Genomic DNA, 25,572 nt, shown 5'->3' on the forward strand with positions numbered 1-25,572 from the left:
GTCCGGCTGTGCCACGGGGCGCGACCGGCCACGACGGTACCGCGGCCGAACGACCGCCCGGCCCGGCACGCGCTGTGCGGAGCCCGGTCGACGGCCGCGCGTTGCTCGCCGGTGTCGTCGTCCCGTTGGTCACGCCGATGGACCGGCCGGGACGGCCCTCGGCGCCGGCCGCCGACCTCCTGCTCGGCGCACTGGCGGCGGCGGGCACCCGCGGCCTGATGCTCTTCGGCAGCAACGGCGAGGGCCCGCTGCTCCGCACGGCACACCTGGGCGACTTCGCCGCCGAGATGGCGGCGCGCTGGCGTGAACTGGTCCCCGACGGGCCGGTGCTGGTGAACATCACCGCTCCCGGCACCGCCGAGGCGCTGGCGCGGGCGGAGGCCGTCCTGCCCGCCGCGCCGGACGCGCTGGTCCTCAGCCCGCCGATCTACTTCCACCACCGGCACGACGAGATCGTCACCCACTACGCCGTCCTGGCCGGCCTCGGCGTTCCCGTCGTCGCCTACAACGCGCCCCGCTACGCCAGTCCGCTGACCCCCGCCCTGCTCGACGACCTGACGGGTCTCGCGCACCTGGTGGGCGTCAAGGACAGCTCGGGCGACCTCGCGCTGTTCGGCCACGCCCTCGCGGCCGCCCGGCGGCGCCCCGGCTTCGGCGTCAGCCAGGGTGCGGAGCGGCGGGCGCTCGACGCGCTGCGGCTCGGGGCCGACGGCGTGGTGCTCGGGGTGGCCAACCTGGCGCCCGCGGCGACCGTCGAGCTGTTCCGGGCCCACCGCGAAGGCCGGGCCGAGGACGCGCTGCGCGCGCAGCAACTGCTCGACCAGGTGCTGGCGTTGCACACCGTACGCCCCGGTGTCCCGGCGCTGAAGGCGGTCCTCGCCGCACGAGGCCTGTGCCCGCCGCACGCCGCGGCGCCCTTCACACCGTGCTCCGACAAGGAGCGGCAGTCCCTGCTCGAACTGCTCGCGCCCCTCGACGCACATCTCGTACGCGCCTGATCCCGCACCCGCACCCGCACTTGGACCCGCACCCGCACCCGCACCCGATCCGGTGCGCGTAACCCTCCGCACCGGTTCCCGCTCCTCCGTACCCGCCCGAAAGGGGTGCCCCACCATGTCCGACAGCGGACCGCACCACCCCGTGATGAACCGCAGATCCTTCGCCCTGGGGGCCGTCGGCGCCACGGCGAGCGCCGCGTTGGGGGCGGTGGCCCTCGGATCACCGGCCCGCGCCGCCGACCGCACGTCCGTATCCGGCCGGCCCGGCGCCTTCTTCGAGGAGCAGACCCTCTGGGACTCCGGCGAGGGCCCGCTCGTGAGCTATCACGTCCATGCGCTCGCCGTGCTGCCCGACGACACCGTCCTGGCGGTGACCGAGGGCCGCCACGAGGTGTGCGACGCCGGTCCGCGCGATCTGCTGCTGCGCCGCAGCACCGACGGCGGCCGCACCTGGGCGGCGAGCAGCACCCTGGTCGCCTCCGTCGACGGCGAGTCCTGGGGCAACCCGGCGCTGGTCGTGGACCGGGAGACGGGAGAGGTCTTCCTCTTCTACATGCTCTCGCTCCGGCTCCCGGAGAACACCTCCTGCTCGGGCGACTCGGGCGAGCTGTACGTGATCTCCAGCCGGGACAGCGGCCGGACGTGGAGCGAAGTACGGAGCCTGGCGGGCCTGTTCGACGGCTTTCCCTACAACTGGGCGCTGCACGGCCCGGGTCCGGGCCACGGACTCCAGTTGCGCTCCGGCCGTCTGCTGCTCAACTGCCTGCACCGCAGGGTGATCGTCGGCAACACCGTGGCCCAGCGGTACTACGGTGTCGCGCCCCTCTGCAGCGATGACCACGGCGCCAGCTGGCAGGCCACCGGCGCGGTGCCGGTACAGGTCGCTTACCCCGTCAACGAGGCGCGGATGGTGCAGCGCGCCGACGGCACGGTGTTCGTCGACGGCCGCTTCGCGTCGGGCGGCGAGAACCAGCGGATCGTCTCCGTGAGCACGGACGACGGCATGACCTGGTCACAGCCGGCGCTCGACGGCAGCACCGGCTCCTTCAACGCGGTGGACGCCGGCCTGCTGCGCTACACCGGCGGCCCCGGCGATCACGCCCCCGGGCGGGTGCTGTTCAGCCGCCCCGACTCACCCGTCAGACGCAACATGACGGTGGGAGTCAGCTACGACGACGGCTTCTCGTACCGCTACCAGCGGGTCGTCAACGAGAACCGCTCCTTCTACTCGGACCTCGCCCGGCTGTCCGACGGCACCATCGTGCTGCTCTACGGCTGCGACGGTGACATGGCGAGTGTGCCGCTCCGGGTGAACGTCTGCCGCTTCTCGCTCGACTGGCTGACCCGCGGCCGCGACAGCCTCCGTCACGGCCCGCACTACCGGGAGGCCGTGATCGCGCTGGCCGAAGCGGACCGGACCGTCACCGGGGGCGCCGTGCAGAACGTCGCCGACCCGCTCGCCCGCCGCGGCGAGCGACTGGTCCTCACCCCCGAACAGGTCGGCGGCGAAGTGGAGTTCGCCTTCCGGGTGCCGCGCACCGGTGCCTACGAGCTGCTGCTGCGGTACCACCGCTCGGCGGACGGCGCACTGACCACGGTGACGATGGACCGCACCGATCTGCCCGCTCTCTCGATCGACACCACGGCGCAGACGGCCGACGGCTTCGACCTGGCCCACCTCGGGACCACCCGGCTGCGCGCCGGACGGCACACCCTGCGCTGCGCGGTGACGGGACCCGGCAGGGGCGGCGGCACCCGGCTGGGCCTCGACTCACTCAGCCTGATCCGGGCGCCGGGCTCCGCCGACGTACGCGCGGAGGTGGTCGTGGACAACGACCGGCTGGGCTTCGAGATCGTCAGCGGCAGCTGGCCGACGGCGACCGCGGACCCCGGCTTCTGGTCGGGCAACTACCGTACGGCGCCCGCGGGTTCGGGTGGGCGGAAGGTGCGCTGGCGGCCGGCCGTGCCCCAGGACGGTGGGTACGAGGTCCAGGTGTCCTGCCCGCCGGCCGCCGGCCGGGCGAGCAATGCGCCCTACACCGTCGTCCGGGCGGACGGCTCGACGACCACCGTACGCATCGACCAGCGGGCCGCGGGCGCCACCGATCCGCGCGGCGGTACCTGGTTCTCGCTCGGGGTGTTCGAGCTGGCGGCCGGACTCGGTACCGCGGTCGAGCTGACCGACGACGCCGACGGCCCGGTGGCCGCCGACGCGGTTCGGCTGCTGGGTCCGCTGACCTGAGGAGCGGGACCCGCGCGGCCTCCCGTCACGGGGTCTCGGCGGGCAGGATGAACAGGCCGGCGACCTTCTCGTCCGTGTCGAACGAGACCCGGGCCTTCATGTCGCCGGCCTCGTAGCGCAGGGGGACGTCGACGACCGTGTGGTCGCCGATGCGCCGGACGAGCGGTTCCGCCTCACCGAAGCCCTCGAACGCGCCCACCAGGCCGGCGACCGTGGCCATGCCGCTGCCGCGCACCTCCTCGGTGAACGCCTCCAGGACCTGGGCGTCGAAGGACCGCCGGGCCTGGTCCAGGCGCCCTTCGAGGACGTCGATGACGATCTCGCGGGCCCGCCCGGCGGCGTCGGTCATGCGTACGGTCTTGTCCATGGGTTCTCCGGTCCGGGGGTCGACGGGCTTGCCGAACCGCTGGAACGCGGCCTGGCGGGTGACGCCGAGCAGGTCCCCGATCTCCTGCCAGGTGTGACCGGCGTCCCGGGACTGCTGGACGCACAGCCTGAGCATGTGTTCGGCCAGATCGTCCACGTCCCGGGAGTGCCGCACGAGGTCGAGATAGGCGGGCGGGGCCAGCGGACTGGCCAGCGCCTCGGCCAGCACCGAGGCCCGCCCGGCCAGTTCGGCGCTCAGCGAGGCGAGGCTCATGGAGGAGTCGGTCACGTGTAAAGGATGCATTTACACGTCCGGCCGTGTCAAGGTTTCCTTTACGGCGGCCAGGAGGCCGTCGGCCAGGAGCCGGGGCGGTGCGGTCTCGTCCGCTGCCGCCGTGGCCGTGTGGGTGCTCCGTCCGGCAGGGTCAGGCGTGCAGGCTCGTACCGTCGATCGCCACCCGCCGGCCCTCCCTGGTGTGCGGGAAGTAGTCCCACACCGCGTGGTGCTGCACGCTGCGGTTGTCCCAGAACACCAGCGTGCGTTCCTGCCAGCGCACCCGGCAGTGCAGCAGCGGGGTACGGGCGATGTGCGCGTACAGCATCCCCAGCAGGGCGTCGCTCTCGGCGCGGGCCAGCTGGGTGATGCGCGAGGTGTAGGGGGCGTTGACGAACAGCAGTTTGCGGCCGTTCTCCGGATGGCGGGCCACGACCGGCTGCTCGGTGCGCGGCACGTCGTACTCGGGCGGCGGGGTCAGCCCGGCGTCCGTCCAGGGCTTCGCGCCGTCGTGGAGGGCGGTCAGGCCGTCCAGGAAGCCGCGCAGGGCGGGGGAGAGCAGCTCGTAGGCGAGGTGCATGTTCGCGAACAGGGTGTCGCCGCCGCTGCCGCCCTCGGGGATCGTGGTGATGTACAGCATGGAGCCGAGCGAGGGCTCGGCGTCGGCGGTGCCGTCGGAGTGCCAGCCGTTGCCGGCGACGGCCTTGGAGTCCTTGTCCGCCTTGATCTCCAGGATGTGCGGGTCGGATCCCTCGGCGGCGAGGGCGACCGGGTGCAGCTCGCCGAAGACGCCCGCGAACCGCTTGTGCTGCTCGGGGGTCAGGTCCTGGTCCCGGAAGACCAGGACGTGGTGGGTGTGGAAGGCGTGCTTGAGCTCCTTCTCCTGCCGCGGCGTCAGCTCGCGCGAGAGGTCGAGACCGGTGACCTCGGCGCCCAGCACCGGGGTGATCGGGGCGATGGAGAAGGTGTCGTAGGGCTCGGCGGGGCGGGTGGTGAGCTGCGCTACGGCGCGCAGCGCGTAGTCCTCCATGAGGGACCTCCGTGGAATGGGGAGCGGGAACGCGGGAACGCGGGAGCGGGTTCAGAGCCCGCGGTCGAGGAGTTCGGCGACCATGAGGCGGCCGAAGGCGGAATTGCCGTGGATCGTGTCGTCGGCCTGGCAGAGGACCGGCCGCTGGTGCCCCGCACCGTCGGTGACGCGGGTCCACAGGTCGACCGACCCGCGGCGGCTTCTCCTCCTCCAGCGCCCAGGCGACCCACTGGCGCAGCGCGGCGGCCGTGTAGACGTTGCCGGTCGGGAAGGAGAAGCGGCGGTAGCCGCGCGCGGCCTGCTCGGCGGCCGTCAGGCCCGGGGGCGGGAGTTCGGCGTCGTACCCGTGCATGCCCTCCGCCAGGAGGGTCCGGCCGATGTGCGCGGCGAAGCAGGACCCGGCGGTGACGACGGGGTCGTCCTGGCCGATCGTGAACTTCGGCGTCCACAGGCCGGCGATGTCCGCGGGGTCGGGCTCGGCCACGGCGGTGCGCCAGAACGACCGCGCGGGCAGGCGGGTGTACGGATGCTGCACGGGGGGTCTCCTCAGATCCGTCCGGCGGGCTCTGGCCGGGTGCCGGACGGGCTCGCGGCGAGCGCGGCGGTGAGGGCGGCGGCGATCTCCCGGACCTGTGGCTCGGCGACGATCTGGTAGTGGTCGGCGTCGACGTGGTGCAGCCGGTACGGCGAGGGAAGATGGGCGTCCCAGGCACCTGGACCGGTCGGTTCGGGCGCGAGCATGGCCTCGTCCACGGGGCGGGTCGCCAGCCATACGGCGGTGGGCGTCCGGCGCAGCCGCGGCAGCCGGTGTCCGGCCATGGCCGCCAGGTTGGCACGGCAGCAGCGCGCGAGCCGATCGGCGTAGCGGCGGCCGGACTCCGTGAGCGCGGCCTCGGTGTCCGGGGCGGCGCCCGCGACGGGGCCGGTGGAGTCGCGACGGGGTTCCGTGAAGGGGCCTACGGTGCCGTGCGCCGGTTCCGGCGGCCGTCCCGTGCCGTTTCCGCTCAACTCGCGGGCGAAGACGGCCTGTATCCGCTCCTCGTCGTAGCCCCCGAGGCTGCGCCCGGCGCCGGGCGGCGGCGGGTCGAGCAGATGCAGGGCGGCCACCGGCCGGTCCTCGCCCTCGGCGAGCGCGGCCATCGACAGCGCGGTCCAGGCCCCGAACGACCAGCCGGCGAGCCTCAGTCGGCGTCCGGGCTCCGGGAACTCCCGCCGTACGGCGGCCAGGTAGTGCGCGGCGCGCTCGGCGATGGAACGGTCCGGCAGCCCGGGGTCGCGCAGCCCGGGATCGGCGATCAGACAGACGGTGAGGTCGTCGGGCAGCGCGGACACCAGGGGTCGGTAGGCCTGGATGTCCCCGCCCACCGGGTGCACCAGGCACAGCACGTCCGGCCCCGGGCCGCGCTGCCACACCTCGACGTCCACCGTGCCGGGCGGGCGGATTCCGTCGCCGAGGTGGCCGAGGAGTTCGGCGAGGCTCACCCGGTGGCTGAGCCGGGACAGTTCGATGTCGGTGCCGTACCGGCGTTTGATCTCGTCGAGGAGCTCCAGCAGGGTCAGCGAGTCGGCGCCCAGGTCGTACAGGGCGGCCCGCGGGTCGACGGTGTCCACGCCGAGGAGGCCGAGGAGGATGTCGGTGACCTCCGCGCCGACGTCCCCCTGCGGGGGAGCGGCGGGTTCGGGTTCGGCGGCCGCCGGTTCGTACGCGTAGAAGGCCCGCGCGGCCGTCAGGTCCGTGGTGCTCACCATGAGGTGCGGCAGTTGGAGGTGGAGGGCCCGCTCGAAGACCGCCGTGCCCTCCTCGGGGGTGAGCGCCACGGTCAGGTGTTCCCGGTGCCGGGCGTCCGCCCGGGCGGCGTGCTGCTGGGCCATGCCGACGTCCCGCCACGCGTCCCAGCCGACACTCGTGCGCACCGTGGCGTCGCCGCCGGGCGCGCGGTGGTGGGCGTAGGCGTCGAGGCAGGCGTTGGCGGCCGCGTAGTCGAACTGGCCGACTCCGCCGAACCGGGCCGCCATCGAGGAGCAGTACAGGACGTAGTCGGGGGCGTGCTCGGCGACGAGCAGTTCGACGAGCAGGGCGCCGCGCAGCTTCGCCGCCGTGACGCCGCGGGCGGCGGCCGGCTCGCGGCGGGCCAGGAGGCCGCCCGCGGCGGTGCCCGCGGCGTGCACGATGCCGGCCAGGCCGTCGAGCAGCGGGGCCAGCCGGTCCGCCACGGCCGCGGGTTCCTCGGCCGCCAGATCGGCCGTGACCAGGGTGACACGCTCGCCGAACGCCCGCAGCGAGCTGGGCACTTCGGCGCCGCGGGCCACCAGGACGACCTGGTTCCCGGGATGCCGGAGGAGGCTCGCGGCCAGGGTGGTGCCGAGGCCGCCGGTGCCGCCGAGGACCAGATGGGTGCCCGGCACGGCGGCCGGCCGGGGCGCCTCGCCCACCGGCACCGGCACGGTGGTGCGACGCCACCAGAAGCCGTCCCGCAGGGCCGTCGCCCGGTCGGTGTCGGTGACAGTTCCGGAGGTGGTGTCGGCGACGGTGTCGTCGAGGAGCAGGTCGGGGAGGTGGGCGGCCCAGCCGGCCGGGTGCGGGCCGGGCAGGTCGGCCCAGCGCAGGGTGACGCCCAGTTCCTGGTGGGGGACGGCGAGGGCCGCGGCGAGCAGACCGGCCTCGGGGGTGTGCACGGTCCCGGTGACCGGCTGGGCCCGCTGGGAGAGCAGCCAGGCCCGGGGCCGTTCCGCCTCCGGGAGGCCGGCGAGGGCCAGGGCGAGGGCGGCGACCGTGTCGAGGCAGGCCCACTCGGCCGTCTCCAGCGCCGCCATGGCCGGGCTGCCGTCGAGGGCGAGCGGAAGCGCGTGCAGCCAGTCGACGGCCGCCCTGCCCGGTCCTTCCGGTCTGCCTGGCGTCCCCGGTTCACCTGCTCCGGCCGGTCCGCCCGGTCTGCCCGGTGCGCCCGGTCCGGCCGGTGTGCCCGGTCCGGCCGGTGTGTCCGGTGCGCCTGGTCCGGCCGGTCTGCATGGTCCGGCCTGTCCGGCCTGTCCGGCCGGTTCGCCCGGTCCGGCCTCGCCGGTCAGGCGGCCGAGCAGGGCGGTGAGCTGTCCGGCGTCGGCGACATCGGCCTCGTACCGGTCGTCGTCGAGCCGGGTCAGGCCCTGCCCGGCGCGCACGGTCACCACCCGGGCGTAGTGGCGTTCCAGGAACCGCCAGCTCTCGCCGTCCTGACCGGGCCCGATCACCACCACGGCGGTACGGCCGGTCACCGCGGCGCCGGTACGGGCGCGCCGCGAGCGCGTCCACAGGGGCTGGTGCAGCCACTGCGCGGCGGGCAGCCGGGAGATCCCGGACCGCTCCCCGGGGGCGCGCGGGAAGTCGTACTCGGCGGTGTCGAAGGCGGGCGGCGGGAAGTCCCAGGGCGCGGGTGCCGGACCCGCCGGCCATACGACGGTACGGCCGGCCGTCCAGGCCTCGGCGAGGGCCCGCGGGTCGTGGTCCTCGACCGCCGGCGTGTTCCGGGGCGGCGGCGCGGTGACCGTCGGCAGGGCCCGTAGCCAGGCCACGGCCGAGGCGGCGTCGGCGCAGACGGCCGCCGCGCGGTGGGTGAGGGCGGGCCGGCCGGCCTGGAGGTGCCGCAGCACCTGGGGGTAGGCGTCGGGACGGGCCGTGAGATAGTCCGCGATCCGGTGCCCGTCCGCACGGACCGCGGCCTCCGAGGCACCGGACAGCACCAGACACGGCAGCGGCGCCGCCGGTTGCGGCGACGGCACCGGGACCGGCTGCTCCAGCAGCACATGGGCGTTGGTACCGCCGATGCCGAAGCTGCTCACCCCGGCCACCCTGGTCGGGCCGGCCGGCCAGGGCTCGGCGGCGACCGGGATCCGGAACGGGCCGTCGGCGATCTCCGGGTTGAGCCGGTCGAAGTCGGCCGTCGGCGGGACGACCCCGTGGTGCACGGCGAGCACCGCCCGCACCAGGCCGACGACGCCGGCCGCCGCGCCCAGGTGCCCGATCTGGCTCTTCACGGACGACAGCGCCACCCGCGCGTCCGCCGCCAGCCCGTACGCCTGCCGCAGCGCGGCCGCCTCGACCGGGTCCCCGAGCCGGGTGCCGGTGCCGTGCGCCTCTACGTACCCCACCTCGCCGCCACCGCGACCGCTCCGGTCCAGCGCCGCGCGGATCGCGGCCCGCTGCCCGGGCAGCGACGGGGCGCTGTAACCGAGCTTGCCGGAGCCGTCGTTGTTGAGCCCCGAGCCGGTGACGACCGCGTACACGGTGTCGCCGTCCCTGCGGGCCGCGGCCAGCGGCTTGAGGACGACCACACCTGCGCCGCTCGCCCCCACGGTGCCCTCGGCGTCCGCGCTGAAGGGCCGGCAGTGCCCGTCGGGGGAGAAGATGTGCTGCGGCCGGTAGGTGTAGCCGTCGGTGAGCGTGGTGTCGACGAGCACCCCGCCGACGAGCATCACGTCGGCGTCGCCCTGCCGCAGCATCCCGGCGGCGATGTGCACCCCGGCGAGCGAACCGGAGCAGGCGGACTGGAGCGTGAACGCCGGTCCGGTGAGCCCGAGATGGTAGGCGGCCTTGGTGGCGAGGAAGTCCTTCTCGTGGTGCAGCGCCAGCCGGAAGGGGTCGGGCAGCAGGTCCGGGTCGCCGTCGCGGAGCAGCTGCTGGAAGTAGGTGTTCTCGCCGCAGGAGGCGACCAGCCCGACCCGCTGCCGGGCCGGGTCGCCGACACCGGCGTGGGCGAGGGCCTCGGCGCAGTTCATCAGCAGCTGGCGCTGCTGGGGGTCCATCAGCCGGGCCTCGTGCGGGCTGATCGTGAACCGGACCGGGTCGAACGCGAGGGGCTGCGCCAGCTGGCTGCGGGCGCCGACCCGGCCGTCGGCCGCGGTGAAGTGCTCGATGCCACGGCGACCGGAGACGACCAGGTCCCAGAACGCGGCCAGGTCGGGGGCGCCCGGCAGCCGAACGGCCATGCCGACGACCGCGACGGGCTCGTCCGCCGCCCGCCGGGCGCCGCCGGACGACTCCGGCGGACGGGCCGGGGTGTCGCGCGCGGTGCCGTCGTCCGCCAGGAACCGGGCCAGCGCGCGCAGGGTGACGTGCTCGAACAAGTCCGGTACGGAGAAGGGGAGATCGCCCTCGCCCGCGCATCTGAGCTGGAAGCGCATCAGGTCCAGGCTGGTGGCCCCGGCGTCGAGGAACCGGTCGTCCACGGCGACGGTCCGCCCGGTCGCGGTCCGGAACAGCTCGGCCAGCCGCCGCTCCAGCGGCGACGGCCCGGCGTCCGCGGGGCCGCCCGGCCGCGATTCGTGCCCCGGCCGCGGTTCGTGCCTCGGCCGCGGTTCGTGTCCCGGACGTCGTTCGCTCCCGGCCCGCAGTTCGCGTCCCGGAGCCGTGAGCGCCGCCCGGCGGTCCAGCTTGCCGCTGGGGGTGCGCGGCAGGTCCGGCACCCGGCGGAAGACGGCGACCCGGACATAGGCGGGCAGCAGCCGGGCCAGCCGCCGGGTCAGCTCCGCCGGGTCGGGATCCTCGCCCCGGCACTGGAGAGCGGCGACCAGTCGGCCGTCCAGCACGCCCGCGACCGCGCTGACCACCCCGGGCAGCTCCAGCAACGCGGCCTCGACCTGGCCGAGTTCGAGGCGGTGTCCGCCCAGTTTGACCTGGCCGTCGTCGCGCCCCGCGTAATGCAGCAGGCCGTGCTCGTCGAAGCGGGCACGGTCCCCGCTGCGGTACAGGGTGCCCAGCTCCGGATCGTCGAGGAACCGGTCCCGGTGTGCGGCGGGATCGCCGAGGTAGCAGCGGTTCGCCATGGGGCCGCCGATGAGGAGGTCGCCCGTCACACCCGGCGGTACGGGCAGGCCGCCTTCGTCGACCACCCGCAGCACGGCCCCCGCCACCGGCCGCCCGACGGCCGGACGCGCCGGCCAGGCGGCCGGGTCGCCTTCGAGGCACAGGGCGCTGACGACATGGGTCTCGGTCGGGCCGTAGTGGTTGAACAGCCGGGCGCCGTCCGGCAGCCCCGCGAACCAGCGCCGGATCGAGTCCGTGCACACCAACTGCTCCCCGGCGGTGACGACCTCACGCAGCCGGGACGGGAACAGCCCGGATCGCACGCCGTGTTCGGCGAGCAGCTGCAACGCCACGTACGGCAGGAAGATCCGCTCCGCGCCCCCGGACTCCAACTGCCGGAGCAGCGTGGGTACGTCCTGCCGCCAGGCCGGTCGTACCAGGCGCAGTTCGCCGCCCGAGCACAGCGTGGTGAGGATCTCCTGGAAGGAGACGTCGAAGGAGAGCATCGAGAACTGCTGCGTCGTGGCGGGCCGTTCGAGTCCGCCCGCGGTCCGCTGCCAGGTGAGCAGGTCGCACAGGGTCCGGTCGGGCACCTGGACGCCCTTGGGGGTGCCGGTGGAGCCGGAGGTGAACAGGGTGTAGAGCGGCCGGAGTCCGCGATGCCGGTACGGCAGGGGCGGCGCGGTGGGCGTGCGGGTGAGGGTGACGACGTGCCGCGGCAGGTCCGGCGGGGCGATCGAGGCCAGCACGTCGAGGTCCTGGGCGCCGGTCAGCACGCACAACGGGTCCGCGTGGGCCAGCACATGCCGGAGCAGGGCCGGCGGGTAGCCGGGGTCGAGGGGGACGACGGTCAGGTTGCGGCGGGCCGCCGCGAGCAGGGCGACGACGTGCTCGACGGACGGCTGGAGATACAGGGCCACGGACGCCGGCGCGGCGGGATCCTCGGGCGCGTTCAGGAGTGACGCCAACTCGTTGGCCTGGGCGTCGAGTTCGAAGTAGGTGAGGGTGGTTCCGCCGAGGGTGACGGCGGGTGCGTCCGGGGTCCGGGCCACCTGGCGGGCGAAGCCCTCGGCGACCGTCGTGAAGTCCGCCGCGACCGAGGTGCCGCGGGCCGTCGTCGACGTGCGCTCGGGGGCGACGAGTTCGCGCACGGTGAGGTCACCGTCGTCGGCCAGCCGGTCCAGGGCCCGCCGGAACAACCAGGCCGCCGCTCGGGTGCGTTCGGCGCCGAAGTCGTCGCGGTACTCCCAGTTGCAGCCGAGCCCCGACTCGTCCTCCACCACCGACAGCGTCAGCGCGCACTTGGCGCCCGCGGGCTCGGGCCACAGCGGCTCGACCGCGCAGTCCGTCAGGCGCAGCGTGGCGAACTCGGTGTTCTCCAGGACGAACAGGTAGTCGAACAGGGGCGAGCGGTCGCGGAACGCCGGCTCGCCGAGCACATCGGCGAGGAGGACCTCCTGCCCCTCCAGAACCCGGCGCGCGCTGTCGGCATGCGTGGTGAGGTGCGCGCCCAGGGAGTCGTCGGGCCGTAGGGCGAGGTCGAGGAGCACGGTGTTCGCGAACATGCCGACGCTGTCGGCGAACTCGGGGCGCGGCCGGTTGGCCACCGGAGCGGCCACCAGGGGCCGGGCCTGCCCGGTCACGCCGTACAGGCAGGCGGCGAATGCCGACACCAGCAACTGGAAGCGGGTCAGGCCGAGTTCCGCGGCGCGCCGGTCCAGGGCGGTACGGCGGACCAGGTCGAGGGAGGTGCGCAGCAGCCCCGCCTGCGGCCGGGCCGGCGACGCGGGCTCCGGGGCGGGCTCCGGGGCGGGCCGGGGGGCCGGCTCATGGGCCGGCGGGGCGGGCAGGGTCGGCGACGGCTCCGCGGCGCCGGCGTAGTGGTCGCGCAGCCGGCCGCGCAGGTGTTCGTACTGGGCGGTCGCCCGCCACTCCCGCTGCCACCGGGCGAGGTCGAGCGGACTGGTGGCCGGAGCCGACCGCCCGGCGACGCCCGCGTAGGCGTCGGTGAGATCGCTGAGGAGGAGGTTGAGGGACCAGCCGTCCACGGCCGCGTGATGCAGGTGCAGAAGCAGCAGGCCGCCGTCGGCCCGCTCCACCCAGGCGGCCCGCAGCATCCGGGGCTCGGCCAGGTCGAGACGGTGCGCGAAGAAGCGGTCGGCGGTCGCCTGCCAGGACTCGCCCGCACGGGCGTCGAGGGGCTGCCAGGGGTCGTACGGTGCCTCGGCCCGCTGGAGCAGCCCGTCCGGGGCGGGGACCAGCCGGGTACGCAGGGCAGGGTGCCGCTCCACCAGCGAGCGCAGCGCCCGGCGCAGCCTGCGCGGGTCGAGGGTGCCCTGGACGCGGAAGGCGAGCGGCACCTCGTAGGAGCGGTCGTCGGGGGCGCGCCGGTGCAGCAGCCAGAGGCGTTCCTGTTCGCTGGTGGCCGGCGCGGTCGTGGTGTCCGGGGCGGGCGGCACGGGTGGCCGGGAGCCGGCCGGAGCGGTGCGGACGGCGTCCGCGAGAGCGCCGAGGTCGGACCGCAGCACGAGGCCCTGGGAGATGTCCACGCCGTACCGCGTCAGGATCTCGAAGCGGAACCGCACCGCCTTCAGGGAGTCGCCGCCGCTCGGGATCCAGCGGTCGTCGGGGCGCAGACCGGTGACGGCGAGGATCTCCTCGGCTATCTCCAGGACGGCCCGCTGCTCGGCACTGACCGGCACGGTGTCCGTCCGCCCGCCGCGCCAGGGCACGGCCGCCTCGCGCAGCAGCGCGGCTTGGTCGACCTTGCCGTTGGCGGTCAGCGGGAGTTCCGTGACGAGGTGGGTGCGATGGGGGCGCATGTACGGCGGCAGGGCGGCCGTGAGGTGACGTTCGTAGTCGGCGAAGGAGAGGTCGTCGCCGAGGACGAGGAAGGCCAGCAGTTCGTGGCGGTCCGCGGTGTCACGCCGGGTGCAGACATGCGCGTGCCGGACGGCGGGTACGGCCAGGATCCGCTGTTCCACCTCGCCGGGTTCGATGCGGAAGCCGCGCACCTTGACCTGCCGGTCGGCGCGTCCCACGTAGACCAGGTGCCCGTCGGTGTCCCGGCGTACCAGGTCTCCGGTCCGGTACCAGTGGCGCGGGGTGCCGTTCTCGTCCGCCAGCCGGACGAAGCAACGCTCGGTCAGCTCCGGCAGGTTGCGGTAGCCGCGCGCCAACGCCGGTCCGCTCAGCAGGAGTTCGGCGACCTCGTCGGCCATCGCGGTACGCCCGTCCAGGGTGCGCAGCAGCAGTCCGGTCCCCGGCAGCGCGGTGCCGATCGGGACCGAGTCGCCGGTGAGGTCACGGGGGATCGGGTGGCACAGGGCGAACGTCGTGGCCTCCGTCGGCCCGTACACGTTGTACAGGACGGTGGCGGAACGCGGGTTGGCGTCGTACCAGGTGCGTATCGTGCGCGGGTCGAGCCGTTCGCCGCCGACCAGGACCTGGTCGGCACCGGCGAAGCAGCCGGGAACCTGGTCGACGACCGTGTTGAAGAGCGCCACCGTGATGAACAGCGTGTCGACGCGGCGCTCGCGCAGCACGGCCGCCAGCCGGTGCGGGCTGTGCACCTCGGAGTCGTCCAGCACGACGCAGACGCCGCCGGTGAGCAGCGGGGCCCAGACCTCGAAACTGAGCGCGTCGAAGGCCGGGTTGGACAGGCAGGCGATGCGGGCGCCGGGCCGCGGGTCGAGCCAGCCGGGCATGGCCAGCCGCAGCACGCCCGCGTCGGTGACCTCGACGCCCTTGGGACGGCCGGTGCTGCCGGAGGTGTAGAAGACGAAGGCCGTGGTGTCGTCCCCGGCGGGTGCGGGTGCGGGTGCGGGTGCGGGTGCGGGTGCGGGTGCGGGTGCGGGTGCGGGTGCGGGCGTCGGCGTCCGCGGCGTGGCGGTGGCGGTGGCGGCGGGCGGGGTCGGGCCGAGGAGTTGGTCGGCGTCGATCCCGTGCGGGTGCCCGGTCGTGCCGTCGTGCACGACCGCGACGGCGCCGGAGTCGTCGAGGATGTGGCGCTGCCGGTCGGGCGGACTGAGCCGGTCGAGCGGGACGACGGCGGCCCCCGCGCGGCGGATGCCGAGCATGACGCACACCAGCTGCCAGGAGCGGGGCAGACACACCGCGACGGACTGCCCGGCGCCCACGCCCCGTTCCCGCAGCCGCTCGGCCACCAGGCCGCTGAGCAGGTCGAGTTCGGCGTAGTCGAGGTGTCGCGGGCCGTCCTCGACGGCGACGGCGGAGGGCGTTCGGCGGGCCTGGGCGAGTACGGCCCCGGCCAGTCCGGCCTCGGTGAACGGGCTCCCGGCCGGTCCGGAAAGTGTGGTGCGGTCGGTCATCGGGCCTCTCCCACCGGTACGGCGGCGGAGTCCGCCGCGTGTCTCGACTGCCCCTCGTGATGGGCGAGTTCGGCGGCGAGCAGCGCGGCGACCCGGGCGGTCTCGGCGCCTTCCAGGATCTCCCAGTGGTCGCACGCCATCGTCTCGACCCGGAACTCGCCCCGCGCGCGCCGCCGCCAGAAGGAGCGGACCTCCTCGTGGAAGGGGGTGTCGGCGCCGCCCGGTACGGCCTCGGCGAGGACCAGCCGGGCCGGGGACGCGGCCGGGACGTGCTCGCGGGCGGTGAGCCGGTTGTGGTTGTAGATCCGGAAGTAGCGGTCCACCTGGGCGTCGTCGATGCCCGGGTACATCCCGTTGAACCGGACGAGTTTGTCGCGGAACTCGGCCGCGTCGACGGCGGTGATCGCCGCCCGGGCCGCCGCGTCGTCGGTCGCCTGCGTGTCGAGGAGAACGACGCTCACGTCGCTCCGCCCGGCGACGCCGAGCAGGCGACCCATCTCGTGCGCGACGAGTCCGCCGTAGGAGAGCCCGGTCAGGACGAGCGGGCCCTCGCCGAGCGGTTCGAGGAGGCGCAGGTACGCCTGCGCCATCGCCGGCACGGTGGGCAGCACCTCCTCCCCGGGGTTCACGCCGGGGGACTGGATGCCGTACAGGCCGGTGTGCGCGGGCAGGTGGGCGGCGAGCGGCAGGTAGCAGAAGGCGGTGCCGCCGGCCGGGTGGACGCAGACCACCCGGGGGCCGGTGCCCCGGCGGAACTCGATCAGGCTGCCCGGCGCGCGGTCTGCGCCGTCCTCCCGCAGCAGCGCGGCCAGGGCCTCGATCGTCGGCCGCACCATCACCTCGGCGACCGGCAGCCGGCGGCCGAACGCCTCGGTGACCTCGTGGGCCATCTTGATGGCCGACAGCGAGGTGCCGCCGAGGTCGAAGAAGTTGTCACCGACGCCGATCGAGGGGTGCAGCAGGATGCGCTGCCAGATGCGGTACAGGGCGTGCTCGACGTGGTCGCGCGGACTTGCCGTGTTGACCTGGTCCGACGTCTGCTCGTGGACCAGCCGGAGCAGCGCGCCGCGGTCGAGTTTGCCGCTGCGGCCCAGTGGCAGGGTCTCCAGGTCGAGGACGACGGCGGGGACCATGTAGTCCGGCAGGCTGCGGGCGAGTGCCGTGCGCCAGTCGGCGCTGGTGCGCGCGGCGGCGGCACCCCGGCCGACGGCGGCCACCAGCCGGGCCCGGCCCGCCGGGTCCTGGTCGGCGAGGACGACGGCTTCGCGGACACCGGGCAGCCGGGTCAACGCCGCCGAGATCTCGCCCGGTTCGATACGGAAGCCGCGCAGCTTCACCTGGTCGTCGGCGCGCCCCGCGTAGTGGAGCAGGCCGTCGTCACCCCAGCGGGCGAGGTCGCCGGTGCGGTAGACACGGGCGCCGGGCACGAACGGGTCCGGCAGGAAGCGCTCCTCGGTGAGGTCGGGGCGGTTGAGATAGCCGCGGGCGAGGCCCGCCCCGCCGAGGTGGACCTCGCCGACGACGCCGGGCGGAACCGGCTGCAGCCGGGCGTCCAGGACGTAGCAGCGGGTGCCGGGCAGCGGGCGGCCGATGGGGCAGGGGCGGTCCAGCGGGCGGGGGTCGTAGTGGGCGGTGCTGTAGAGGGTCGCCTCGGTGGGGCCGTAGCCGAAGCAGACCCGCAGACCGGGCAGCAGCTCCGTCATACGGTGCAGCGCGGCCTCGGTGAGCGACTCGACCCCGGTCAGCAGCTTGCGCAGGCGCAGGCCGCGCAGCCGTCCGGCCGGGTCCTCGTCGACCCACCTGACGTAGGCGGGAGGCAGGAACGCCTGCACGATCTCGTGCTCGCGCAGCCAGGCGAACAGCGCCTCCGGGTCGCCGCGCACCTCCTCGGGGACGATGTGCAGCACACCGCCGGTGGTGAGGGGCAGCAGGAGTTCGTGGACCGAGGCGTCGAAGCCGATGCTGGACCAGGCCGAGCCCGCCTCGCCGGGGGCGGTGCCCATCCGGTCGTGCCAGACCGAGAAGAGGTTGAGGACGCTGCGGTGCTCGACGGCGACGCCCTTGGGCCGCCCCGTGGACCCGGAGGTGAAGATCACGTACGCCGGCTGGTCCGGGGCCCGGGTGATCCCGCCGGGCGGCCGCTCCCCAAGCGACCTTTCGGCTGCGGCTGCGGCTGCGGCCCCGGCCCCGGCTGCGGCCCCGGCCTCGACCGTGTCGATGTCGAGCCAGTCCCTCGGCCGGCCCGTCCCGCCGTGGTCGCTGAGGACCACCGGGCACACGGCGTCCTCGACCATGGCGGCGAGGCGTTCCCAGGGCTGTCCGGGGTCGAGCGGGAGATAGGCGGCGCCCGCCTTGAGGATGCCTAGGATGCCCACGGCCAGGTCACCGGTGCGGCGCATGTGCAGCCCGACGACGTCACCCGGGCGGACGGAACGGGCGACGAGGGCGTGCGCGAGCCGGTTGGCGCGCCGGTCGAGCGTCCCGTAGTCCAGTGTCTGGTCGCGGTCGACGACGGCGGTGGCGGTGGGGTGCGCGCGGGCCTGGGCCTCGAAGAGCTCCGTGAGGCCGGAGGCGGTGCGCAGCGCGGTCGCCATCGCGGCGCAGGAGCCTTCGACGTCGCAGGAGTTGCCACCCTCGTTCGGATCCTGGGTGGCGTCGCCGGCGTCGATCAGCTCCAGACGCTCGTGCGGGCTCATCAGCTCCAGGGTGTCGACGCTGCGGTGCGGGTGGCGGGCCATGTCGGTGAGAAGCCGGCGGAGGTGTCCGGCCCAGCGTTCGGCGGTGGCGGTGTCCAGCAGTGCGGTCGCGTGGTCGAGGTGCCCGGTGACCCGCCCCTGCGACTCGGTCGCCGACAGAGCGAGGTCGAACTTGGCGGGGGCGTGCGCGATCGGCAGCGGCGCGGTCTCGACACCGGGCAGCTTCAACAGGTCGTGCCGGTCCGGGACCCAGGCCAGCATGGTCTGGAACAACGGCGTGTGGGCCGCGCTCCGAGGCGGGTTCACCACCTCGACGATCCGCTCGAACGGCAGGTCCTGGTGGGCGAGGGCGTCGCGGACCACCGCTCGGGTACGGGCCAGCGCCTGCGCCGCCGTCGGTGAGCCGGACAGGTCGACGCGCAGCGGGAGCGAGTTGACGAGGAAACCGATGAGTCCGGCGGCCGCCGGGCCGCGACGGCCCGCGACGGGACTTCCGACAACGATGTCCTGCTGCCCGGAGAGCCGGGACAGCAGCACGGCCCAGCCGGTCAGCACCGCGACGAACAAGGTGGCCCCGTGTTCCCGGGCCAGGCCGCGCAGGGCGCTCGTGGTCTCCGCGTCCAGCTCGAAACCGACGCGACCGCCTTCGTACCGCTGCTCCGCGGGCCGCGACTGCGACAGCGGAAGTTCGAGCATCGGCGGAGCATCCGCCAACACGTCTTTCCAGTAAGCCTCTTGAGCGGCGAGGGCGCCACCGAGGACGGACTCCCGCTGGGCGTCGGCGTGGTCCGCGTACTGGAGCCGCAACTCCGGCAGGCCGTCCGGCACACCCGCCGCCAACGCCTCGTGGAGGAGCCCGACTTCCCTCATCATCACGTTCATCGACGCGCCGTCGTAGATGCTGTGATGGAAGGTCAGTAACAGCACGTGACGCGCAGCGTCGAGGATGAGCAGTCGGCCGCGCCAGAGCGGACCGGCCGCCAGGTCGAACTCCCTTTCCGCTTCCTCGCGTTGACATTGCGCGAGGCGCTCCTCCGGGTCGGCCGCGGCGCGGAGGTCCTCGATGTCCAGGGGAGCACCCGAGCCCGCCGGGTCGATGTGCTGACACACTCCGCCGGCCTCGGCCACCAGCCGGGTCCGCAGGGTCTCGTGCCGGTCGGTGAGGGCGTCGAAGGCGGCGGTCAGGATGCCGCGGTCGAGCGGGCCGGTGAGAAGGAAGGCCAGGGTCTCGTTGTAGGCGGTGTTCCCGCCCGGAAGCTGGGCCAGGAACCACAGCCGCTGCTGGGCGAAGGACGCGGGCCGGACCTGGCGGGCCGCCGGGTCCGCAGGGGCGAGGTGGGGAGTGTTCTGCACCGGCAAGGCCTGGCCTTCCTGTCGGGGACGTGACCGGGGACGGAACAGAGGCGCGGCGAATGACGGCATCGCGCGAGGTGCCGGAAGCGTGAGACGCGACGGAGGGAGTCGAGGAGAGAGGCGAGGGGGCGCGAGGCGGGGGCGCGAAGTGGGGGATGCGTGGATATCGGCGAGTGGGGGAGGACCGACGGGGGATACGCGTGGTGCGCATGTGCACACCGAGGCGTCAGTTGTTCGGAGTTTCTCAGGAGGCTCCGTGATGTAGTTGTGATCATCAGTCACGCGCTGAGGACATGTCAACACTTGACTTTGCCAGGAGAGTTGACCTAGGCCGACGGCCTCATCCGGATGTGTGGCCGAGGTCGGCAGGGCCGCGTGGTGGAGCGGACTGCACCTGCGGTTCGGGAGTCGTGCAACTTCACGGCCGGTACATCGAGAAGGCGGCCCGGCGCATGAGACTGATCGTTGGCGGCCGGCCGCTGTCTCACCGGTGGCGGGGAACTGGGAACTGGGAACGGCACTGTGGCGTCCGACCTGTTGTGAAAGAGGAGATCAAGGGCCTCGCCGGTTTTCTCGTGGCCTGCCTGGGGGCCGTGGCGGCGCTGCTGGCCTGGGCGCCACTGGCGCGAGTCAGTGTGGAGGGCGGATTCGAGGGGATCAGTCGGGACCTCAGTGTGCTCTACGTCGACCTGCCGCTCGTCGCCATGGGCGGCGCCGCGGTGCCGCTCGCCTTCTGGCTGGTCACCCTGCGCCGGTTTCATCGCCTCTGGCTCGCCGCCTTGGCCGCCGCCACCGCGACCGCCCTGGGCATCTGGGGTCTGACCAGTTGGTGGGTGCCCTATCAGGCGCCCGGGTTCGGCTACTGAGCGGTCGGGTCGGTGAGTCGACGGACAGATGTCCCGGGCTCTCGGGCAGCTCCGGACGTCCCGCTGGGTCGACCGGCCGGGCCGGGACGTCGCTGCCGGAGGCCTTGGCCGCGAGGACGCGGGCCATGCCGGCGCTGCCGCCGACGACCAGCGCGAGCACCCCGGCCGACCAGCACGCCGGCACGCCGGCCCTTTGGCCGCCGACTCCAAGGCGGCGCAGGGTCAATGCTTTCCGGTCAGGCTCTGGGTGCCCAGCACCGAGAGCAGCGCCAGCTTCTCGGCGGCCTCGGAGCCCGGCTCGGCCGAGTACACGAGGATGCGCAGATCGTGTTCCTCGACCCGGAGGTGGTCGCAGTCCAGCGTGAGGGTGCCCACCTGCGGATGCTCCACCGTCTTGCGCGACGACTCCAGCCGGCCCACGACCCCCGCGTCCCACAACTCGGCGAACCGCCCGCTCTGGGCCCGCAACTCGGCGATCATCCGACGCAGTTGGCGGTCGGCCGGATAGCGCGCGGCCGTCGAGCGCAGCTCGGCGACCATGCCGGCCTCGAAGGCCCGCCGCTCCTCGGGGGTGTGCCGCACCCGGGTCGGCCGGCTGAGGAAGTTGCGCCACACGCCGTTGCGCTCGAAGCCGCGCAGTCCGGACTGATCGCCCATCAACGCCGCGTACATCGGGTTGGTGACCAGCAGGGTCATGGCCGCGTCGGACACCGCGACGGGGGTGCCGGCCAGCCGGTCGAGGAGCCGCTGCACACTGGGCGTGATGTACCCCGGCAGCATGTCGGGACCCGGCGGCACCAGCCCGGCGAGCCCGAACAGATAGGTCCGCTCGTCCGCGGACAGCCGCAACGCCCTGGCCAGCGCCTCGACGACCTGCCCGGACGGGTTGACCGCCCGGCCCTGTTCGAGACGCGTGACGTAGTCGACCGAGATCCCGGCCAGCAGCGCCAGCTCCTCGCGCCGCAGCCCCGCCGCGCGCCGGTGGCCTCCGGCAGGCAGCCCGGCCGCGTCCGGGGCGACCCGGTCGCGCCAGCGCCGCAGCGCCTGTCCGAGTTCCGTCGCCGTCATGCCCCCAGTCAACACGGTCGGCCCCGGATGTGCCTGGTACCCGCAGTCCCAGGAAGAAGGGTCTTCTGGCTGCCTTCGCGGCCCCGGCGCAGTCTTGGGGCATGACGACAACACTGATCACCGGAGCCAACAAGGGCATCGGCCACGAAACCGCCCGCCAGCTCATCGCCGCAGGTCACACCGTGTACATCGGAGCCCGGGACGCCGAGCGCGGACGCCGGGCCGCCGAGGAACTGGGCGCCCGGTTCGTCCTCCTCGACGTCACCGACGACGCCTCGGTCGAGGCGGCGGCCAAGAAGATCGAGGCCGACGGCGGGCTCGACGTCCTGGTCAACAACGCCGGGATCGAGACCCGGACCGAGGACAACAGCGTGCCCACGGCCCGGACCGTGACCGCCGACCAGATACGGAACACCTTCGAGACCAACGTCTTCGGTGTCGTCCGCGTCCTGCACGCCTTCCTGCCCCTGCTGGAGCGCTCGGCGGCACCGGTCGTGGTCAACGTCAGCAGCGGCCTGGCTTCGTTGACGGCCCTCTCCGACCCGGACCACTTCGCGCACTTCTACCCGGGCATCGCCTACCCGGCCTCCAAGACCGCGGTCAACATGCTCACCGTGCAGTTCGCGAAGGCGTTCCCGGCCCTGCGGATCAACTCGGTCGAGCCCGGTTTCACCAGGACGGACCTGAACGGCAACACGGGCACGCAGACCGTGGAGCAGGGTGCCGAGATCGTCGTACGGATGGCACAGATCGCCCCGGACGGGCCGACCGGCGGCTACTTCGACGTGAACGGCCGGCTGCCCTGGTGAACCCCGGCTGAAGCGGCCGGACGGGCTGCCGTGCGCTGCGCACCCGGCAGCCCGGTCGGCCCGTTCAGCCGATGCAGATGACCAGCAGGCAGAGCTCCGAGGGCGAGGTAGCGGCCGGAGCAGGGCTGGCCGAAGTTGCCGAGGTGCCGGTGGAGGTGGAGGTGGAGGTGGAGGTGGTGGAGGTGGAGTCCGAGGCGGAGGCAGGGGCGGAGGCCGTGGCTGTTGCCGCGGGAGTGGCCGCGGCCGCCGTCGGTTCCGTCGCCGTGCCGCCGGCGGTGCCGGACACCGTGGCGGCGGACTGCTGCCGGGCGGCTGCGGCCGCCGTGCCGCTCGGTGCGGTGGCCGTGTCCTGACCGGGCACCGGCGTGGCGTGGGGCGCCCCGGTGGTCTGCTCGTGCGGGGTGTTCGCCGTCGCGGAGCGGCTGACGGCCGTGGCGTCCGGGGCCCGGTGCCGGCCGGTCGGCACCGACGCCGGAGCGGCGTCGGTGGCCTGCTCGTCGGCGAGCCCCATGGGCCTGTTGTCCGGTGCCGTGGCCGCCTGCGCCCGGTCCGTGCCCTGCCGCTCCATCGAGGCGACGGTCAGCCCGCCGCCGACCAGGGCGACCGTGGTGGCCACCACGGCCCGCCGCTGGTTCTTCTTCCAGCGGGCCCGCTGCCGACGCCGGGCCGCCCGGCCCAGGGACGCGGGCGGAGCGGCGTCCGGGCCGTCGTACGGGCCCTCGGCGGCTTCGGCGGCCTCTTCGGCGTACGCGTCCGTGGCGGACCACGCGGAGTCGGACGACGCCTGCCAGGCGGCAGCGCCGACCGGCCCCGGAGTCGCGACCACGCCCGCGCCCGTGGCCGTGCCGGTGGCCGTGCGCGGCGCGATGTCCGGCGCGTAGGCGCCACAACCGGGGCACGCCAAGGCGCCGTTGAGGTGCCGGCGGCACGAGGAGCAGTAGTCCATCCGCGTCTTTCTGACTCGACGGCGCCGACGGCGTCCAGCGCCGTGGCCTGATCCCGTTCGTACGGGGGATCGAACGGCCTGAACGGTAGCGATCCTTTGACCAGGCGGTGTGCAGCCTGTGTGTCGCTTCTGCGCAGATGCCGTCCGCGCCCGCGCACAACCCGGCCGGAGCCGCCGTGCCGGCAGCAGCCGACGGGGGCGCCCCTGGCCCCGGCCGGGCCGTCGTCTCCCGCGCCCGGAGAGCCTGAAGCGGTGTCGTAGACCGGCGCCGCGCCGCCGGGTCCCGTGTAGTACCCGGGCAGGAGCCGGCGGGCCGTACGTGTACCGCGGTTTCAGTAGTCCGTCCTGCGGATTCAGTAGCCGGCAGTGCCAGCAGCCGGAGGACGACGGGGGAGCCCCCGCCGGGACAGCCTGGGTGACCAAGCGAGATCGGATGCGGAGTTCTCTGACGTGGCTACTTTTCTGTATCGACTGGGCCGAACGGCCTTCCGGCGGCGCGGATACGTCGCCTTGCTGTGGCTGGCCGTCCTGGCCGCCGTCGGACTGGGCGCGCTGCGGGCGCCGGGCGCCGCCGACGAGGAGTTCTCGACGCCGGGCATCGAGTCCCAGAAGGCGTTCGACCTGATGCAGGAGCGCTTCCCGGGTGCCGCCGCCGACGGCGCCACCGCACGCGTCGTCTTCGTCGCCCCGCACGGCGAGCGGGTCACCGCCACCGGGCACCGCAAGGCGATCGAGGAGACGGTGACCGCCCTGGGCGACGGCGCCCAGGTGGCCGGTGTCACGGACCCGTTCACCGCGAACGCGGTCAGCAAGGACGGTACGACGGCGTACGCGACCGTCACCTACAAGGTCAAGTCGTCCGAGATCGGCGACACCGCACGGACGGCCCTGGACGACGCCGTCGACCGGGCGCGCGACACGGGCCTCACCGTCGAGACCGGGGGCTCCGCGATGGACAGCGGCGGTGGACCCGGCGGTGTCGCCGAGGTCGTCGGTATCGCGGTCGCCGCCGTCGTCCTGCTGGCCACCTTCGGTTCGCTGGCGGCCGCCGGACTGCCGCTGCTGACCGCGATCCTCGGCGTCGGCATCAGCATGTTCACGATCACCGTGCTGTCCGACTCCCTCGGCCTGTCCACCAGTACCGGCACCCTGGCGATGATGCTGGGCCTTGCCGTCGGCATCGACTACGCCCTGTTCGTCGTCTCCCGCTACCGGGAGGAACGCGCGGGCGGCCGGGCTCCCGAGGAGGCGGCCGGGCTCGCGGTCGGCACCGCGGGCTCGGCGGTGGTCTTCGCCGGTCTGACCGTGGTCATCGCCCTGGCCGGCCTGGCCGTCGTCGGCATTCCGATGCTGACCAAGATGGGCCTGACCGCCGCGGGGGCGGTGGTCGTCGCCGTGCTCATCGCGCTGACGGCCGTCCCGGCGCTGCTGGGGTTCTGGCCGAACGCCGTGCTGGCGGGCGCCGCGCGGCGCGGGGAAGGCGGTCACCGCCGGTTCCGGTTCCGGTTCCGGTTCCGGCTCCGCTCCGAGAAGCCGACGACCCAGCACGGCAACGGCAACGGCGCCGGTGACGGCGCCGGCAACGACCCTCACGACGGCCGTGACAACCTCGGCACCCGCTGGGCCCGCCTCGTGCTGCGCCGCCCGGTCCCCGTGCTGCTCCTGGCCGTCCTCGGCCTCGGTGCGCTCGCGGTCCCGATGACCCAGTTGCAGCTCGGCATGCCGGGAGACGAGGCCAAGTCCACGTCCACCACCGAGCGACGCGCCTACGACGACCTCGCCGAGGGCTTCGGCCCCGGCTTCAACGGCCCGCTGACCATCGTGGTGGACGCCAAGGGCGCCGGCGACGCCAAGGCCGCGGTGGGCACGATCAGCGAGCGGATCGCCGGCACGACGGGGGTCGTCTCGGTCTCCCAGGCGCACTTCAACAAGGCCGGCGACACCGCCGTGTTCACCGCCACGCCCTCCACCAGCCCGACCGACGACCGGACCAAGACCCTCGTCAAGGCGATCCGCGGCGAGCGCCCGGCCGTCGAGTCGGCGGCCGGGGCCTCCTACGAGGTCACCGGCACCACCGCGCTGAACATCGACGTCGCCCAGAAGGTGCAGTCGGCCCTGGTGCCCTACCTCGTCACCGTGGTCGGTCTCGCCGTCGTCCTGCTGCTGGTGGTCTTCCGGTCCCTGCTCGTCCCCCTCAAGGCGGCGCTCGGCTTCCTGCTGTCGGTCCTCGCGGCGCTGGGCGCGGTCGTCCTGGTCTTCCAGCAGGGCCATGCGGCCGGGCTGTTCGGGGTGGCGCAGACCGGTCCGATCATGAGCCTGATGCCGATCTTCCTGGTGGGCATCATCTTCGGACTGGCCATGGACTACGAGGTCTTCCTCGTCTCCCGGATGCGGGAGGCCTACGTCCACGGCGAGCCGGCGAAGGAGGCGGTGGTCTCCGGATTCCGGCACAGCGCCCGGGTCGTGGTGGCCGCCGCCCTCATCATGATCGCGGTCTTCGCCGGGTTCATCGGCGAGAGCGAGTCCATGATCAAGATGATCGGGTTCGGCATGGCCACCGCCGTCCTCCTCGACGCCTTCGTCGTCCGGATGGCGATCGTGCCCGCGGTCCTCGCCCTGCTGGGCGACCGCGCCTGGCGGCTGCCGAAGTGGCTGGACCGGCTGCTGCCCCGGGTGGACATCGAGGGCGAGGCCCTCACCCGGAACACGGCCACCGACAGGGCCGGCGTCACGGTCACCGACCCGGACCCGGCCCCGGACGAGCCCGTCGAGGCACACCTCTGACCGTCCCCCCGGGTCCCGGCGGGCCGCCCG

The 25,572-nt window shown here is 74.1% G+C and carries 11 protein-coding genes and 1 pseudogene; 5 read left to right on the forward strand and 7 right to left on the reverse strand.

Annotated elements, in window-relative coordinates; genetic code table 11:
- Positions 1 to 74: 74 nt before the first annotated feature.
- Positions 75 to 998, forward strand: a complete 924-nt coding sequence (locus tag IEZ11_RS17850) for a dihydrodipicolinate synthase family protein (RefSeq protein WP_189263751.1) — start codon at positions 75 to 77, stop codon at positions 996 to 998.
- A gap of 115 nt (positions 999 to 1,113) precedes the next feature.
- Complete coding sequence (locus IEZ11_RS17855) at positions 1,114 to 3,240, forward strand: golvesin C-terminal-like domain-containing protein (RefSeq protein ID WP_229713115.1); 2,127 nt, start codon at positions 1,114 to 1,116, stop codon at positions 3,238 to 3,240.
- A 25-nt stretch (positions 3,241 to 3,265) separates the two neighbouring features.
- Here the strand turns inward: IEZ11_RS17855 and IEZ11_RS17860 are convergent, their stop codons facing one another.
- The 5 genes and pseudogenes from IEZ11_RS17860 to IEZ11_RS17880 all read right to left on the reverse strand — a co-directional run bounded on the left by IEZ11_RS17860 (position 3,266) and on the right by IEZ11_RS17880 (position 19,138).
- Positions 3,266 to 3,895: a DUF3887 domain-containing protein gene (locus IEZ11_RS17860; protein WP_189263753.1), complete on the reverse strand. Its 630-nt coding sequence runs from the start codon at positions 3,893 to 3,895 to the stop codon at positions 3,266 to 3,268.
- A gap of 136 nt (positions 3,896 to 4,031) precedes the next feature.
- Positions 4,032 to 4,910 carry a TauD/TfdA dioxygenase family protein gene (locus IEZ11_RS17865; RefSeq protein ID WP_189263754.1) on the reverse strand — a complete coding sequence of 293 codons (879 nt, stop codon included), beginning with the start codon at positions 4,908 to 4,910 and terminating at the stop codon, positions 4,032 to 4,034.
- Positions 4,911 to 5,121: 211 nt separating this feature from the next.
- Positions 5,122 to 5,445, reverse strand: a pseudogene (locus tag IEZ11_RS52445) (GSCFA domain-containing protein); the annotation flags it as partial.
- 11 nt (positions 5,446 to 5,456) lie between these two features.
- On the reverse strand, positions 5,457 to 15,020 hold the full coding sequence (locus IEZ11_RS17875; RefSeq protein ID WP_189263755.1) for a non-ribosomal peptide synthetase: 9,564 nt from the start codon (positions 15,018 to 15,020) through the stop codon (positions 5,457 to 5,459).
- The gene (locus IEZ11_RS17880; RefSeq protein WP_189263756.1) at positions 15,017 to 19,138 is read right to left on the reverse strand and encodes a non-ribosomal peptide synthetase; all 4,122 of its coding nucleotides are present in this window, start codon (positions 19,136 to 19,138) and stop codon (positions 15,017 to 15,019) included. Before IEZ11_RS17880 ends, IEZ11_RS17875 begins: the two co-directional genes overlap by 4 nt.
- Positions 19,139 to 19,608: 470 nt before the next feature.
- Between IEZ11_RS17880 and IEZ11_RS17885 the strand changes: the two genes are divergently transcribed.
- The gene (locus IEZ11_RS17885) at positions 19,609 to 19,935 is read left to right on the forward strand and encodes a hypothetical protein (protein WP_189263757.1); all 327 of its coding nucleotides are present in this window, start codon (positions 19,609 to 19,611) and stop codon (positions 19,933 to 19,935) included.
- A gap of 222 nt (positions 19,936 to 20,157) precedes the next feature.
- Here IEZ11_RS17885 and IEZ11_RS17890 read toward each other — a convergent pair whose 3' ends face one another.
- A complete protein-coding gene (locus tag IEZ11_RS17890) occupies positions 20,158 to 21,003 on the reverse strand; it encodes a helix-turn-helix domain-containing protein (protein ID WP_189263758.1) in 846 nt (281 codons plus the stop codon).
- 101 nt (positions 21,004 to 21,104) lie between these two features.
- Here IEZ11_RS17890 and IEZ11_RS17895 point away from each other — a divergent pair, with 101 nt between their 5' ends.
- Positions 21,105 to 21,812 carry an SDR family NAD(P)-dependent oxidoreductase gene (locus tag IEZ11_RS17895; RefSeq protein ID WP_189263759.1) on the forward strand — a complete coding sequence of 236 codons (708 nt, stop codon included), beginning with the start codon at positions 21,105 to 21,107 and terminating at the stop codon, positions 21,810 to 21,812.
- Positions 21,813 to 21,876: 64 nt separating this feature from the next.
- Here IEZ11_RS17895 and IEZ11_RS50925 read toward each other — a convergent pair whose 3' ends face one another.
- Positions 21,877 to 22,758: an SCO2400 family protein gene (locus tag IEZ11_RS50925; RefSeq protein WP_229713119.1), complete on the reverse strand. Its 882-nt coding sequence runs from the start codon at positions 22,756 to 22,758 to the stop codon at positions 21,877 to 21,879.
- Between the two features lie 450 nt (positions 22,759 to 23,208).
- On the opposite strand from IEZ11_RS50925, the gene IEZ11_RS17905 reads away from it, so the two are divergent.
- Positions 23,209 to 25,542 carry an MMPL family transporter gene (locus IEZ11_RS17905; protein ID WP_189263760.1) on the forward strand — a complete coding sequence of 778 codons (2,334 nt, stop codon included), beginning with the start codon at positions 23,209 to 23,211 and terminating at the stop codon, positions 25,540 to 25,542.
- The last annotated feature ends 30 nt before the right edge of the window (positions 25,543 to 25,572 follow it).

It is taken from the genome of Streptomyces fuscichromogenes, assembly GCF_014645815.1.
In the GTDB taxonomy this organism is placed as follows: Bacteria; Actinomycetota; Actinomycetes; order Streptomycetales; family Streptomycetaceae; genus Streptomyces; species Streptomyces fuscichromogenes.